We start from the raw sequence: 14,820 nt of genomic DNA on the forward strand, positions 1-14,820 counted from the left end.
CTATCGCATACCGGCAGTTTTGTGAACGGGTCAGACCTGTTCCGTGATCGCAGACCGCTGGGCCATGAATCGGCGTAGTCTGAGTAGCCCTTCCTCAATATCCGCCGTGGATCGCGCATACGAGAACCGCAATGTCCGATGCCCCCGGTCCGGATCAAAATCCAGCCCCGGCGTGACGGCCACCCCAGCTTTGTCTAGTATTTCAGCGGCAAAGGTGCGGCTGTCATCGGTCAGGTCGGAGACATCCGCATAGACGTAAAACGCCCCGTCAGGCGGTGCGATATTAGTGAATCCCGCCTTGGGCAGCCCCTCAAGCATCAACAACCGGTTGCGCCGATACACGTCCAGATTGGCCTGCAACTCTGTGTCGCAATCCATCGCTGCCAGCGCCGCCACCTGACTGGCATGAGGGGCACAGATGAACATGTTTTGGGCGATCCGCTCGACCACACGTACCTGATCCTCGGGCACCACCATCCAGCCAACGCGCCACCCTGTCATCGAGAAATACTTGGAGAACGAGTTGATCACATAGCATTCGTCCGTCAGCTCCAGTGCCGTGACGGCTTTGGCCTCGTATTCCAGGCCGTGGTAAATCTCATCACTGATGAACGAGGCACCCTGCCCGTGCGCCGCCTCGATCAGTGCGCCCATCGAGGCGCGGTTCAACATGGTTCCGGTTGGGTTTGCCGGGGATGCAACCATGAGGCCCTGCAGGTTCTGACCAGTGAAGTCCGCAGGTACCGGTTGCAGGCGGTTGCCGGGCGCGGTTGGCAAATCAACCGGCACCAGACCCAGCGCCTTGAGAATCTGCCGGTACGAGGGGTATCCCGGCGCACCGATGCCCACGCGATCCCCGCTGTCGAACAGCGCAGTGAACGCCAGCAGAAACCCGCCAGACGAGCCCGGCGTGATCACCACACGTTCGGGATTTAGATCGACATTGTACCACTCGCCATACAGGCGCGCGATCCGCTGGCGCAGCGCTGGCAGGCCCAAGGCCACCGTGTAACCCAGCGGGCCTTGCTCCATCGCTTTGGAAAGGGCCGCTACCGCCCTTTTGGGGGCGCCGGTTCCTGGCTGGCCGACCTCCATATGAATGATGTGGCGCCCGGCCTCTTCGGCCTGTCGCGCAGCCTCCATCACGTCCATCACGATAAAGGGATCGACCCCGGACCGGGTTGAGTTTCTCATGCCCATCTCCCATGTTGCAGCCATGGCTTTTGAACGTGTATCCAGGCTGGCGTCAATCCCGGCCTTGTTGCTGGTTGCAGTGACATGGATGACCGGCGCTGTTCAAAGCGCGGCGCAAGGCCTGATCCGGGACGCCGATATCGAATACGGGCTGCGCGAACTGGCCTTTCCCGTTCTGCGCGCTGCTGGTCTGAACACCAACCGGGTGCGTATTCTGGTCGTCAATGACAGCACGTTCAACGCTTTTGTCATAGATTACAACGCGATCTACCTGAATTACGGCCTGATCCTGACCGTCGAAAGCCCCGAGATGTTACAAGCTGTCATCGCGCATGAAGCCGCCCATATCGCCAACGGTCACCTTGCCAGGCGGGTTGAAAACCTCAGGGCGGCGCAGCGCAAAGCAAGATTGGGCACCGCACTGGCCCTTGTCGCCGCAGCCGCTGGCGGCGGTGAAGCCGCCGCGGGTATAGCCGCAGGAACATCCTCGGCCGCGCTGCGCAGTTTTCTGGGCCATACAAGGGCCGAGGAATCCTCGGCCGATCGAAGCGCTGCCAGCTATCTCAGGCTGGCGGGAATCTCACCCAGCGGGATGGTCGCGCTGCATCGCAAGTTTGCAGGGCAGGAATTGCTGAATTATGCCAATCAGGACCCGTATATGCGGTCCCACCCCACCAGCCGCGAGCGTCTGCGCGCAGCCGAGGCGTTTATGGCCGAGTTCGAAGATTGGGCTGTTGCTAATCAAAACTCAGATTACTGGTTTTCCCGGGTCAAAGGGAAACTGTCTGCATTCCTCAGGTCGCCCAATTGGACCTTGCGGCGTTCCAAAGAGGAAAACGCGCAAGATATTCGCCTGATGCGCGAGGCCGCGGCCCACCACCAGAACCGCAACCTTGCAAAAGCCCGCGCGGCAATTGACCAGGCGTTGGCCATTCGCCCGGATGATCCGTTCTATTACGAACTCAAAGGTCAAATACTGCTGGAAAACAGGCATGTACAAGACGCAGTTACAGCCTATGGCCAGGCCGTGGACATGGCGCCAAACGATGCCCTGATCCTGGCGGGATATGGCCGGGCGCTGCTGGCGCAGGGAAACACAAAGAACGCCCTGCAAGTGCTTGAAAAAGCCCGTGCTCGAGACTACCGAGACGTGCGCCTAATGCAGGACCTGGGTATGGCCTACGCCAAGGTCGGGAACACCGGTATGGCGTCAGCTGTCACCGCAGAACGGTATGCCTTGCAAGGCCGGCTAGAAGATGCAGGTATCCACGCAAAACGCGCCATGGGGCAGTTGCCCGAAGGCTCACCTGGTTGGCAAAGGGCGCAGGATGTGTTCATTGCCTCTGAAAACGCCAAGAAAAAGAAAAGGAAACGGAAATGATCCTCAGACACGCTGTGCCGGCCCTTCTGGGGCTTTCCTTGATCACGGGCCCTGTGCAGGCCCTGGACCTGAATGCCATGAGCGATGCGGAACGTGCAGAGTTTGGCGAACAGGTTCGCGATTACCTGCTGGAAAACCCCGAGGTGATTATCGAGGCGATCAACATCCTCGAGCAACGCAACGCCGAGGCCGAGGCGGTTGCCGACAAGGAGCTGGTCGCGGCCCACGCGGATGCCCTGTTCAACGACGGCTATAGCTGGGTTGGTGGCAATCCGGACGGTGATATCACCCTGGTAGAGTTCATGGACTATCGTTGTGGCTATTGCCGCCGCGCGGTCCCCGAAGTGGCCAACCTGTTGTCAGAGGACGGCAATATCCGTCTGGTAATCAAAGAACTGCCCATTCTGGGGGATGCGTCGGTCCTGTCCTCTCGGTTCGCTGTTGCCACCAAGCACGTGGCGGGCGATGACGCCTATAAACAGGTGCATGACGCGCTGTTGGAGTTCAGCGGAGAGCCTTCTGAGGTGACCCTACGCCGTATCTCGGACGGGCTGGGGCTGGACAGCGATGCCATACTGGCGGCGATGGACAGCGATCAGGTGACGGATGAGATCACCCAGACCCGCGAGCTGGCGCAGCGGATGAACATCTCAGGGACACCGTCCTTTGTACTGGGCACCGAGATGCTGCGCGGCTTCTTGCCCGCCGACCAAATGCTGCAAATCGTCGACGGCGTCCGCGCCGAACAAGGCTAAATGAAGGGGGCGGACCGACGACCGCCCCCTTCACACTTTAATCGTAAGGGTAAGGCGCGTCACATTTCATCGACACGACCCACGTCGGAGAGCCATCCGTTCTGAAGTGGGTCGCGGGAATTGTTTCACCCTTGATCCCAGCTGGAATGACATCACGGCCCTGCCGCTGACTTTCAGCTAGAATCACCTGCAAATCCTGGGGGTCGGAGTATTTACGGATCCCGGTATTTTCGGTGATCGGACCCGACGGACAATAGGTCGCGCGCGCAATCTGTTGCGCGAAAGCAAAAGCTGCATTCGCGTCTTTACCGTCGCGCAATGACAATGCAACCCGAGAAGTCAGTTGTGGATCAACTGTCATAACCGGCGTCAGACTACCTTTTGGTTTACCTTTGCCACCCGGGCTGATCCGCACATCGGTTCGTGTTGTGGTCCCATTCTGGCTCCACCCCGTGACGTTGACGGACAAATATCCAAGCTGCGTTCCCTGCGTCGGAGGCACCGGGACATGAATAAAGCTTGGACGCTTGTCATAGTCATTTGACGGGCTGCTGCAGGCAGCCAACGCGGCGACCAGCAGCCCCGCGCAAATTGTATTGAGTTTCAACGTTCACTGCTCCGGGAATTGGGTTCGTTGCTGCCACTTGTAGCCGCAATTCAGGCCGCATCATGGCGCAGCTCTCTGTGAAGCAGAACCCCGGGTTAAGACCTACTCCGCCGCCTCTTGCACGGCATCCAGCTCTGCTGCCTTTTTCTCGACCTCTTCGACGATATGGTCGATCATCTGATCGTTGGACATCTTATGGCTGGCTTTGCCTGCCAGATACACCATACCCGATCCCGCCCCACCGCCGGTAAAGCCCACATCGGTCATCAGCGCCTCACCGGGGCCATTTACGACGCAGCCGATGATAGACAGGCTCATCGGTGTTTTGATGTGCTCCAACCGGTGCTCCAACGCCTCGACGGTCTTGATCACGTCGAACCCCTGACGCGCGCAGGATGGGCATGAGATGATGTTCACGCCGCGATGGCGCAGGCCCAGGGATTTCAGGATTTCAAAGCCGACCTTGACCTCTTCGACCGGGTCGGCTGACAGGCTGACGCGGATCGTATCGCCGATGCCCATCCACAACAGATTGCCCAATCCGATGGCTGACTTGATCGTGCCGGACACGAGCCCGCCGGCCTCGGTGATACCTAGATGGATTGGCGCATCCGTGGCCTCGGCAATGCCCTGATAGGCAGCCGCAGACAAAAAGACATCGCTGGCCTTCACGCTGATCTTGAAGTTGTGAAAGTCGTTATCTTGTAGAATGCGGATATGTTCCAGCCCGCTTTCGACCATCGCATCGGGGCAAGGTTCGCCATATTTCTCAAGCAGGTGCTTTTCCAGGCTGCCAGCATTCACTCCGATCCGGATCGAGCAATTGTGGTCCTTTGCGGCGTTGATAACCTCTTTGACGCGTTTTTCATCACCGATATTGCCCGGGTTGATACGCAAACAAGCCGCTCCGGCTTCGGCTGCCTCGATCCCGCGGCGGTAATGAAAATGGATATCGGCGACAATCGGCACCGGGCTTTCGCGCACGATGTCCTTCAGGGCCTTCGAAGACGCCTCATCCGGGACAGAAACCCGCACGATGTCTGCGCCCGCTTCGGCAGCGACCTGCACCTGCGCAACTGTCGCCGCCACATCCGTGGTCAGAGTATTGGTCATTGTCTGAACGGCAATGGGTGCGTCCCCCCCGACGGGAACGTCTCCGACCATGATCTGACGGGATTTGCGGCGATAGATATTGCGCCACGGACGAACGTGATTGAGCGACATGGGAACAGGTCCAAGACAGGCTGAGTTGCGTCTTTAGATAGTCCGCCTACCGGGGCATCGCAATGGCTAGATCACTCGGCCGGGGTTTCTTCGACCTGCGCCTGAAGTTCAGCCACCAGTTGCTTGAGCGCACTGTTTTGGTCTGCCTCAAGATCCGCAACCGCATAAATGTCAGAGACAGCATCCTTGGACAGAACAACGCCTTTGGCCACTGTGCCTGGCGCGCCTGCCGGGCCAAAGTGATTGCCGTTCATCGAGAAATAGACCGACCCTGACGCACCAGCGCGCAGCAGTGGCGGTTCTTCTGTCAGAGGAACCTCAAACACGCTGCCCTGTTCGACGGTGCCCAAAGTGCCTTCGAAAATAATGCTGCCATCCGCTGCGGTGACGCGCATCCAGGCGGGATCAACGGCAACAATTTTCAGCGTTGTATCGACTTGTTCAACCACCTGGGGCAGCGCCGGACGTTCAACAGTGTGAATTTCAGCGATCTGAACCTGAGGCAGTTCCTGCGGCTGGAATGTCCCTACCGTACGCGGGTCCAGAGTTGAAATTGGTGCATCGCGGGCCACCAGAACCGGAACGTCCAGAGCCTGAGGGCGGTACAACCGATCCAATGCCTCGGCACTTGGGGTTTCGACGGCGGCAACATCGCTGTTGTCCGTATTGCGTACGGCGTCCAGCGGATCGAGGTCCGACAGAACCACAGGTGCCTGTTCGACCGGGCTGACCTGAACCTGCTGAATTTTGTTCAGCACTGCCCAGCCACCGTAGCCGATGCCACAGATCACGGCCATCAGAACCAACGACGAACCGATCGCACGTGGTTCTATCTGGCTAACCAAAGATTCCCTGCCCGGAATGTAGGGCGTGTTGGGAGAGATAAACGGATCCCGCCCCATCGGTCCGCGCGCTGGCAGGCCACCGGCCGATTTACGAACAACCGAAGCTTCGGCGGACATGCCATGCGCAACCTCGAACCCGCTTTCCTTGCAGAATGTTGCAAATGTGTCGTCGGGATTCATGCCAAGATAACGCGCATAAGAACGCACATACCCGGCGATGAAGCCGGGTGTATCGAATGCGTCAGGATCGGCATCTTCGATGGCTGCGATGTAGTTGGCTTTGATCCTCAACTCTCGCTGAACATCCAGCAGCGATTTGCCCATGGTCGCGCGTTCGCCGCGCATCCTGTCGCCCAGACGCACCTCATAATCGTCAAAGCCCTTTGGCCTGACTTCGGTGTCGTCTTCGGAATCGCGCTGAGATCTGCGCCCAATCATCCCTGCTGCCCCATTCTGCCTGTGCGTGTTTCACGCTAACGGCGAATCATCCTTTTAACGATTCGCCCGATACTTTTGTTAGCGTAAGCTTAACACGCGACATTCTCGTTGCACACTTTGGCGTGAGGTTATCCGGCAAGTTCGGCGCGATTTAGCGCACAATGTGACCAAAGTTCGTCCATCGCGTGCACCAAACGGTTCATTTCGTCGGGTCCGTGCACCGGTGACGGGGTGAATCGCAGGCGTTCAGTCCCGCGGGGCACGGTGGGAAAATTGATCGGCTGAACGTAAATGCCGTGATCATCCAGCAGCATATCGCTCAGCTTTTTGGTGTGCACTGGGTTGCCGACCATAACCGGCACAATGTGGCTGCCATGATCGATCAGTGGCATCCCCAACCCCTTTAGTCGCAGCTTGAGGATCTTGGCCTGGGTCTGATGTTGCTCGCGCAGCTCGGGCGCATGTTTAAGATACGCAACCGAAGCCGCCGCGCCCGCCGCAACCGCCGGCGGCAGCGAAGTCGTAAAGATAAAGCCCGGCGCGTACGACCGCACGGCGTCACACATCTTGGCGCTGGCTGCAATATAGCCGCCCATGACGCCAAACGCCTTGGCCAGCGTGCCGTTGATGATGTCGATGCGATGCGCCAGCCGATCACGTTCGGTCACGCCGCCCCCGCGGGGGCCGTACATACCAACCGCGTGGACTTCGTCGATATAGGTCAGCGCGCCAAATTCGTCCGCCAGATCACACAGTGCTTCGACAGGGCCAAAGTCGCCATCCATCGAGTAGACCGATTCAAACGCGATCAGTTTGGGTGCCGCCGGATCGTCTGCCTCAAGCAGTTCCCGCAGATGGGCGACGTCATTGTGGCGGAAGATACGTTTGGACCCGCCATTGCGACGCACGCCTTCGATCATCGACGCGTGGTTCAGTGCATCGGAATAGATGATCAGGCCGGGAAACAGTTTCGACAATGTGCTCAGCGTGGCGTCATTGGCAATGTAGGCAGAGGTGAAAAGCAGTGCGGCCTCTTTGCCGTGCAGATCAGCCAGTTCGGCCTCAAGCTGTTTGTGATAGACCGTGGTGCCCGAGATGTTGCGCGTGCCGCCCGACCCGGCACCGGCGGCATCAACGGCCTCGTGCATGGCGTTCAGAACAACAGGGTTTTGGCCCATGCCCAGATAATCATTGCCACACCAAACGGTGATATTCTGCTGTGACCCGTCCGACCGTGTTCGAACGGCATGCGGAAAGTGACCATTCCGGCGTTCGATGTCGATGAAGGTCCGGTAGCGACCTTCGTCATGCAGCCTGGCAATCGCAGTATCGAGCTGAGCAGTATAGTCCACCGATGTCTCCTTACGTGCCCAGCCCTATTCGCACCGACCAGGCGTCTCCCGCAGTAACAGCACGGACGAATCCATCCTGACACCAACGCGCTTCCTTGTACCGCCAACTTATAGACGACAAGCAAACCACATTATTGATTTGCATCAAATACCGGTTTGGAACCTAGTCGACAAGTATAGTTACGGCTTTGCGACGTGAGGAAACGACGCAGGCACCTGCACTATGTTTCCGATATTATACCATATTTGCGGTAAAGCGCACTGGACGACGCCGGTGGCGCTGATAGGGTTCGGCCAAACCATACCCAAGCAGGAGCCCCCAATGTCTCTGGACGCTGTTTTGAACCGCATTGATGCTGATCTTCAAACCTCGATCGACCGCCTGATGGAGCTGTTGCGCATTCCCTCTATTTCGACTGATCCGGCCTATGACACTCAGGTCAGCCAGGCCGCTGACTGGCTGGTGGCTGATCTGAAAAGTATTGGAATCGCAGCAGAAAAGCGTGAAACGACGGGCCATCCCATGGTGGTTGGCCATGTCGGAGAGGACAACGATACCCCTCATATCCTGTTTTACGGACATTACGACGTGCAGCCGGTCGACCCGCTGGACCAGTGGAATCGCGATCCGTTCGACCCTGCCATTGAAGACACCGAAAACGGCCCCGTGATCCGTGGGCGCGGATCGTCAGACGACAAGGGGCAGCTGATGACCTTTGTCGAGGCCTGCCGCGCCTGGAAGGTCGTTCACGGCGCTCTGCCCTGCCGCATCACTTTTTTCTTCGAAGGCGAAGAGGAATCGGGGTCTCCTTCTCTGGTTCCGTTCTTGCGCGAAAACGCGGCCGAGCTGAAGGCCGATCTGGCATTGGTTTGCGATACGTCGATGGTATCGCGCGGCGTTCCGTCGATCGCATCACAGCTGCGCGGCATGCTAAAGGACGAGTTCACTATCATCGGCCCGCGTATTGATCTTCATTCCGGCCATTACGGCGGTCCAGGCCTGAACCCCCTGAGGGAACTGTCCAAAATCGTGGCCTCATTCTACGACGACGAAACAGGCCGCGTCGCTGTCGAAGGCTTCTATGACGGTGTCCACGAGGTCCCGGCAGAACAACTGCGTCAATGGCAAGGCTGCGGGTTTGATGAGGCCGACTACCTTAGCTCGGTTGGATACACGCAGCCTCATGGTGAAAAAGAGTACTCGACCCTCGAGCAACAATGGGCCCGTCCAACGCTGGAAGTGAACGGCCTGTGGGGCGGCTATAACGGAGCAGGATCCAAAACGGTGATCCCGTCGCAGGCGCATTGCAAGATTACCTGCCGCCTGGTGGGCGATATGGACCCGGACGCGCTGCGCGACAAAATCCGAGCGCATGTGCAACAGAACCTCTCACCCGATGCGAAAGTTGAATGGGACAATGATCTTGAGGGCGCCCCTGCGTCGGGAATGAATCTGGATCGCCCCGAATTCGAGGCCGCGCGCGGCGCGCTGTCTGACGAATGGGGCCGCGAGGCTGTATTCACTGGGATGGGCGGCTCAATTCCCGTTGTTGGATATTTCAACACGGAACTTGGGTTGGATTCGATGCTGGTCGGCTTCGCCAATGACGACGACGCCATTCACTCACCGAATGAAAAGTACGACGTGAAGAGCTTTCACAAAGGCATTCGGTCCTGGGCCCGTATTCTGGACGCACTGACCACCTAAGCATCATTTGCGAGGCTCTGCCTCGCGCTCCGTGATATTTATCGCCAGATGAAGTTCGGATCCGCCGCTTCATCTGGCCTCAAGTATCCCGGGGGAGTCGCGCGCAGCGCGGCGGGGGCAGAGCCCCCGTCCCTGCATTGATCACATGTGAATTACGCGGCCATAGGCATCCAGCACGCTTTCATGCATCATTTCCGACAATGTCGGGTGCGGGAAGACTGTGTTCATCAGATCTTCCTCCGTTGTCTCCAATTGGCGCCCGACCACATAACCCTGGATCAGTTCCGTCACTTCAGCGCCGATCATATGGGCGCCCAAAAGCTCTCCGGTTTTGGCGTCAAAGATGGTCTTGATCATGCCTTCGGGCTCACCCAAGGCGATGGCCTTGCCGTTGCCGATAAACGGAAAGCGGCCGACCTTAATGTCATAGCCCAGCTCTTTGGCTTTTGCCTCGGTGTATCCGACCGACGCCACTTGCGGCTGGCAGTATGTACAACCGGCGATGCTCTCGGGCTTTACCGGATGTGCGTGCTTGCCCGCGATCAACTCGGCCACCATCACGCCCTCATGGCTTGCCTTATGTGCCAGCCACGGTGCGCCCGCGATGTCGCCAATGGCATAGAGCCCATCGACACCAGTGCGACAGTACTCATCAGTCACCACATGCGTTCGGTCGATTTTGACGCCCAGAGCTTCCAGCCCCAGATTCTCGACATTGCCGACAATTCCAACAGCGGAAATCACGGTGTCGAACTCGTGTTTCTCGACCTTCCCTTTAACTTCGATATGCGCAGTAACCTTGCCCTTGGCACGATCCAACTGCTTGACCATCGCCTTTTCCATGATGGTCATGCCTTGTTTGGCGAACGCTTTCTTAGCAAAGGCGCTGATCTCCGCGTCCTCGACCGGCAGCACACGGTCCATGACCTCGACCACGGTCGTGTCAGCACCCAGTGTATTATAGAAACTGGCGAATTCGATCCCGATCGCGCCCGAGCCGATAACCAACAGCTTTTTCGGCATCCGCGGCGGCTGCAGCGCGTGTTTGTAGGTCCAGACCAGATCTCCATCGGCTTCTAACCCCGGCAATTCACGGGCGCGTGCGCCAGTGGCCAGAATAATGGACTTAGCCGTCAGTTCCTCGGTCCCTTTGTCGGTTTTGACAGAAACCTTGCCCTTGGCGGGAATCGTGGCCTCTCCCATCACAACGGCGACTTTGTTTTTCTTCAGCAGATGTCCAATTCCACCCGAAAGCTGCGCAGCAACCCCGCGCGAGCGTTTGACAACGGCGTCGAGATCATAGCCGATCTTGTCCGCTTTCAGGCCAAAATCCTTGGCGCGCTCCATCAGGTGGAACACCTCGGACGAGCGCAGCAGAGCTTTGGTCGGGATACAACCCCAGTTCAAGCAGATGCCTCCCAGATGCTCTCGTTCGACAACAACTGTTTTCAGGCCCAACTGCGCCGCGCGGATGGCGGCAACGTACCCACCCGGACCCGAGCCGATTACGATCAGATCAAAAGAATTTGCAGCCATGCTTCCCTCTCGGCACAGGTCGGTTGAAGATTTAGTTTACCATTAAACTAAATTGCAAAACGCATCAATACTATCCCGCCGCGACAAAACGGACGCCGGGTCAACACATGAGTGTCATGCAGTTTTCAGCCTATACCGGGCAGGTTTCAATGGCTAGAAGATAGGGGCTGGGCATCCCTGGCATTTGTGGAAACCAAGTTATTTGAAAGTCTTACCATGGCCAGAACGCTTAAGAATTTGCTGCTTGCCCTGCTGAACGCCACGCTCATTCTATTAGCACTGTGCTTGTTTTTGGGATGGAAACTTGCCTCGACCGTTGAAGATGTGACCACAGTTTTCGCGGAGAAGGTCCAAATCGTTGCCCCGCTGCGAACAGAAATTCAGGGCGTACGCGGAGAACTTACAGCGCTGCGCAGTGACCTTGCCGCGCTTCAGGTATCGGATATCACGGAAAACAGCGCCGCGGCGCAACGGATTTCCGATACCCTGACCAAGCTTGACGCGTTGGAGCAACAGATGCAGACCTCGCAGCAGCGGGTTGCTGAGCTCATGGACACTCCTGGCCTGCTTATTAACACAGCCATAGAAAATGCAGCCGACGTGGTCGCCGACCGGATCACTGCGGTTCGTGGATGTGTGCCGGCGTCCTAGCCGGCAGCTTGAAGTTCTCGCACCGTTACACCGTACCCACCCATGTCAACATACGCCGCCTCATGCTCGGTCATGGGACGAGACAGCGCTTCGTTGCGATAAGGGAAACGACCAAATTGGCGGATCACTTCTCGATGCGCGCGCGCATGCAACAGGTTGCTTGAATCACTGTCGTTAATGTTCTGACACATCAGGCGCACACAGCGTTCCTGATCACACAGGTTTTCCGAGTGCATCATCGGCAGATAAAAGAACTGCCGCGCCGGTTCGTCGATCTTCAGATCCCAGCCCTTGTCCACAGCGCATTTCGCAGCCGACAAGGCAGCACGATCCGACGAAAACGCCTTGGCGCTGTCACGGAACATGTTACGTGGGAATTGATCCATCAGAATGACGTACGCCAATGATCCGCTTGGATAGGTTAACCAGAGAGAAAACCTGCCTTCACTCGCGGCTTGCCAGGTGGTCAAAAACCGTTCGCGAATTTCAGCATCCAAAGCGTCGTCCTGTAGATACCAACCCTTGGGACCGACCTCATCTAACCAAAAACTCAATACTTCTTCAGGACCTACCATTGCCCTAACTCCGTCGTGTTGCCCTCCCCAGGGACGTAACGTCATTTAATGCCGTTTTACAGATTTGTGACAGTAAAAAATTGCAACACTTGCGACATATTTCTGTGTGCTAGGCAACATCTTGCGATTCCTGCTCGGCTTCGGCGGCCTCGATGGCGACTTCCTGTGCCACTTCCAACGCAACAGGAGAGGCCGTGGGGTATAGCGGAGACATCGTTCCGGTTTCGTCAACCGGGATCGCCGCGCGCTGTGTCATGCGATACAACGCATAACACGCTATCAAGACGAGTAGCGTTGCAATGAACAGGAAGAACCCTGCTGGCCCGAACACCGCATCTCCCATAAGCCAACCGGTGATCAGCGGCCCCGCGATGGCCCCCGTGCCGTTGATAAAGATCAACCCACCCGACGCCGCGGCCATATCCTCGTGTTCGAGAAAGTCGTTGGCATGCGCAATAAGCAAGGAATAAAGCGGGTTTGACATACCGCCGATCACAAAAGACGCGACAAGCAGGATCGGGAAATTCACCCCGAACATCATGCCCGCAACAGATCCGCAGGCGCCGGTGATGGCCGCCAACATGATCAGGAAACGCCGATCCATCCGATCCGAGAACCATCCCAGCGGGTATTGCAGCACCACCGCCCCAATGTAAAACGTCGCAATGAAGGTCGAGATTTCGACCAGCGACAGACCAGCACGCGCGCCGTAAACCGAAGCCATACCGAATTGTGCCGAGAATACACCGCCCAGAAGGAACATCCCAACACAGCCCAGCGGTGATTTTCCCATCAACTCACGCAATGTCATTGGTTTGGTTGTGTCGAACGCGGGCGTAGGTGAAATGGACAACAAAATCGGCGCGAATGACACTGAAACCAGAATGGATGCAATTACGAATGTCTCGTACCCATTTGGATCGCCAATGAGCATCAAACCTTGGGCGCTGATGATTCCCGTCATCTGCACGATCATGTAAAGCGAAAGCGCCTGCCCGCGATTTTCATTGCTGGCAGCATTGTTCAGCCAGCTTTCAGCCGTGACATACACGCCGGAAAAGCAGAACCCGATGATCACACGGCCCAGAATCCACGCGATCTGATCGGTCAGCAGCGGGTACATGATCATCACCGCTGAGATAAACGAGGCCAGCGCTGCAAACACGCGCACATGCCCTACGCGCCGGATCATCTCGGGGGCCAGGCGCGAGCCGCCCAGAAAGCCCAGGAAATAGGCCGACATCACAAAAGACATCTGCAGGGTCGAAAACCCCTCGATCTCACCCCGGACGCCGAGGATAGTGCCCTGCAGGCCATTGCCGACCATCAGCAGACCCATACCAAGAAGAAGCGCCCACGCGCTGGACAGGACCTGAATCATTGGGGCCTCCGTGAAATGCCGACTAAACTCTGGATTCGTTTTGATATGAAAAACGGCTCTGAGCCCGCTTGTCTACGACATTGCCACGATCCGATCCCGACAACACGCCCCTTACGGGATCAAAAGCGACGCATCGCCATAAGAAAAGAAACGGTATTTCTGCGCGATTGCGTGCGCATAGACATCACGCATTCGGTCTTGCCCCATCAGGGCAGAAACCAGCATCAACAACGTAGATTTCGGTAAATGAAAATTGGTCATCAGCGCATCGGTGACATGGAACTGAAACCCAGGATAGATGAAAATGTCGGTCTCACCTTCCCACGGTTCGATCTGACCCGAGCGCGCAGCGCTTTCGATCAGGCGCAGCGCGGTGGTGCCGACGGGTATCACGCGCCCTCCAGCGGCCTTGGTGGCGCGGATTTCCTCTGCTGCGGTGGCGCTGACCCTACCCCATTCGGCGTGCATCTTGTGAGTGGTCACGTCCTCGACCTTGACCGGCAGAAAGGTGCCTGCGCCGACATGTAGGGTGACATGGCTGAACGTGATCCCGCGCGCCGACAGTGCCTGCATCAATGCAGCGTCGAAGTGTAGAGAGGCCGTGGGCGCGGCAACCGCTCCGGAATAGCGCGCCCATATTGTCTGGTAGTCGAACTTGTCCTGTTCATCCGCCGGGCGTTTGGCCGCAATATAAGGCGGCAAAGGCATTGCACCGGCCTGTTCCAGCGCCGCGTCGAAATCCTCGCCCGTCAGGTTGAAACGCAAATGGGCCTGGACGTCCTCGACCCGATCCAGCGTAGCGCTCAGATCGTCCGAGAACCGGATCTCTTCGCCGAGCTTTACCTTTTTTAGCGGCTTGATCAGTGCCGCCCAGGTGCCATCAGCTTGGGGGTCCAGTAACGTGACCTCAATCGCGGCGGACACCGGGCCCTGTGCGCTGTTGCGGTGACGCCGCCCGTTCAGACGTGCCGGGATCACGCGGGTGTCGTTCAGGACCAGCCGATCCCCCGAACGCAGCCAATCGGGCAAGTCATAGACATGCGCATCCGCAATCGCGTCCCCTTTGGCGGCCAGCAGACGCGCTGAGGAGCGCGGGCTGGCGGGCCGCGTGGCAATCAGGTCTTCGGGCAGGTGGAAATCGAAATCGCTGAGTTTCATGGGCGCGCCATACAG

The 14,820-nt window shown here is 57.7% G+C and carries 13 protein-coding genes; 4 read left to right on the plus strand and 9 right to left on the minus strand.

What is annotated here, in order from left to right:
* Positions 1-30 precede the first annotated feature (30 nt).
* On the minus strand, positions 31-1,194 hold the full coding sequence (locus RUM8411_RS01415; protein WP_085820847.1) for a pyridoxal phosphate-dependent aminotransferase: 1,164 nt from the start codon (positions 1,192-1,194) through the stop codon (positions 31-33).
* Between RUM8411_RS01415 and RUM8411_RS01420 the strand changes: the two genes are divergently transcribed.
* Positions 1,193-2,575, plus strand: a complete 1,383-nt coding sequence (locus RUM8411_RS01420; protein ID WP_085820848.1) for a M48 family metalloprotease — start codon at positions 1,193-1,195, stop codon at positions 2,573-2,575. The genes RUM8411_RS01415 and RUM8411_RS01420 overlap by 2 nt on opposite strands.
* Entirely contained in the window at positions 2,572-3,330 is a 759-nt protein-coding gene (locus RUM8411_RS01425) for a DsbA family protein (RefSeq protein WP_085820849.1), read from the plus strand. The genes RUM8411_RS01420 and RUM8411_RS01425 overlap by 4 nt, the downstream gene beginning before the upstream one ends.
* A 37-nt stretch (positions 3,331-3,367) precedes the next feature.
* On the opposite strand, the gene RUM8411_RS01430 is transcribed toward RUM8411_RS01425, so the two are convergent.
* From RUM8411_RS01430 to hemA, 4 genes are all read right to left on the minus strand, one after another.
* A complete protein-coding gene (locus RUM8411_RS01430) occupies positions 3,368-3,937 on the minus strand; it encodes a hypothetical protein (protein WP_085820850.1) in 570 nt (189 codons plus the stop codon).
* A gap of 102 nt (positions 3,938-4,039) precedes the next feature.
* The gene (ispG, locus tag RUM8411_RS01435) at positions 4,040-5,161 is read right to left on the minus strand and encodes a flavodoxin-dependent (E)-4-hydroxy-3-methylbut-2-enyl-diphosphate synthase (protein WP_085820851.1); all 1,122 of its coding nucleotides are present in this window, start codon (positions 5,159-5,161) and stop codon (positions 4,040-4,042) included.
* A 71-nt stretch (positions 5,162-5,232) separates the two neighbouring features.
* Positions 5,233-6,444, minus strand: a complete 1,212-nt coding sequence (locus RUM8411_RS01440; protein ID WP_085820852.1) for a helix-turn-helix domain-containing protein — start codon at positions 6,442-6,444, stop codon at positions 5,233-5,235.
* 128 nt (positions 6,445-6,572) lie between these two features.
* Positions 6,573-7,796, minus strand: a complete 1,224-nt coding sequence (hemA, locus tag RUM8411_RS01445; protein ID WP_085820853.1) for a 5-aminolevulinate synthase — start codon at positions 7,794-7,796, stop codon at positions 6,573-6,575.
* A 322-nt stretch (positions 7,797-8,118) separates the two neighbouring features.
* Between hemA and RUM8411_RS01450 the strand changes: the two genes are divergently transcribed.
* Positions 8,119-9,504: a M20/M25/M40 family metallo-hydrolase gene (locus RUM8411_RS01450; RefSeq protein ID WP_085820854.1), complete on the plus strand. Its 1,386-nt coding sequence runs from the start codon at positions 8,119-8,121 to the stop codon at positions 9,502-9,504.
* A gap of 141 nt (positions 9,505-9,645) precedes the next feature.
* Here RUM8411_RS01450 and lpdA read toward each other — a convergent pair whose 3' ends face one another.
* Complete coding sequence (lpdA, locus tag RUM8411_RS01455) at positions 9,646-11,040, minus strand: dihydrolipoyl dehydrogenase (RefSeq protein WP_085820855.1); 1,395 nt, start codon at positions 11,038-11,040, stop codon at positions 9,646-9,648.
* A 186-nt stretch (positions 11,041-11,226) separates the two neighbouring features.
* Here lpdA and RUM8411_RS01460 point away from each other — a divergent pair, with 186 nt between their 5' ends.
* A complete protein-coding gene (locus RUM8411_RS01460; protein ID WP_234995104.1) occupies positions 11,227-11,691 on the plus strand; it encodes a hypothetical protein in 465 nt (154 codons plus the stop codon).
* Here the strand turns inward: RUM8411_RS01460 and RUM8411_RS01465 are convergent.
* The 3 genes from RUM8411_RS01465 to queA form a co-directional block, all read right to left on the minus strand.
* On the minus strand, positions 11,688-12,266 hold the full coding sequence (locus tag RUM8411_RS01465) for a DUF924 family protein (RefSeq protein WP_085820857.1): 579 nt from the start codon (positions 12,264-12,266) through the stop codon (positions 11,688-11,690). The two genes, RUM8411_RS01460 and RUM8411_RS01465, sit on opposite strands and share 4 nt — an antisense overlap.
* A 109-nt stretch (positions 12,267-12,375) precedes the next feature.
* The gene (locus tag RUM8411_RS01470) at positions 12,376-13,647 is read right to left on the minus strand and encodes an MFS transporter (RefSeq protein ID WP_085820858.1); all 1,272 of its coding nucleotides are present in this window, start codon (positions 13,645-13,647) and stop codon (positions 12,376-12,378) included.
* A gap of 111 nt (positions 13,648-13,758) precedes the next feature.
* Positions 13,759-14,805 carry a tRNA preQ1(34) S-adenosylmethionine ribosyltransferase-isomerase QueA gene (gene queA / locus RUM8411_RS01475; protein ID WP_085820859.1) on the minus strand — a complete coding sequence of 349 codons (1,047 nt, stop codon included), beginning with the start codon at positions 14,803-14,805 and terminating at the stop codon, positions 13,759-13,761.
* Between the last annotated feature and the right edge of the window lie 15 nt (positions 14,806-14,820).

The sequence above is a fragment of the Ruegeria meonggei genome, from assembly GCF_900172215.1.
In the GTDB taxonomy this organism is placed as follows: domain Bacteria; phylum Pseudomonadota; class Alphaproteobacteria; order Rhodobacterales; family Rhodobacteraceae; genus Ruegeria; species Ruegeria meonggei.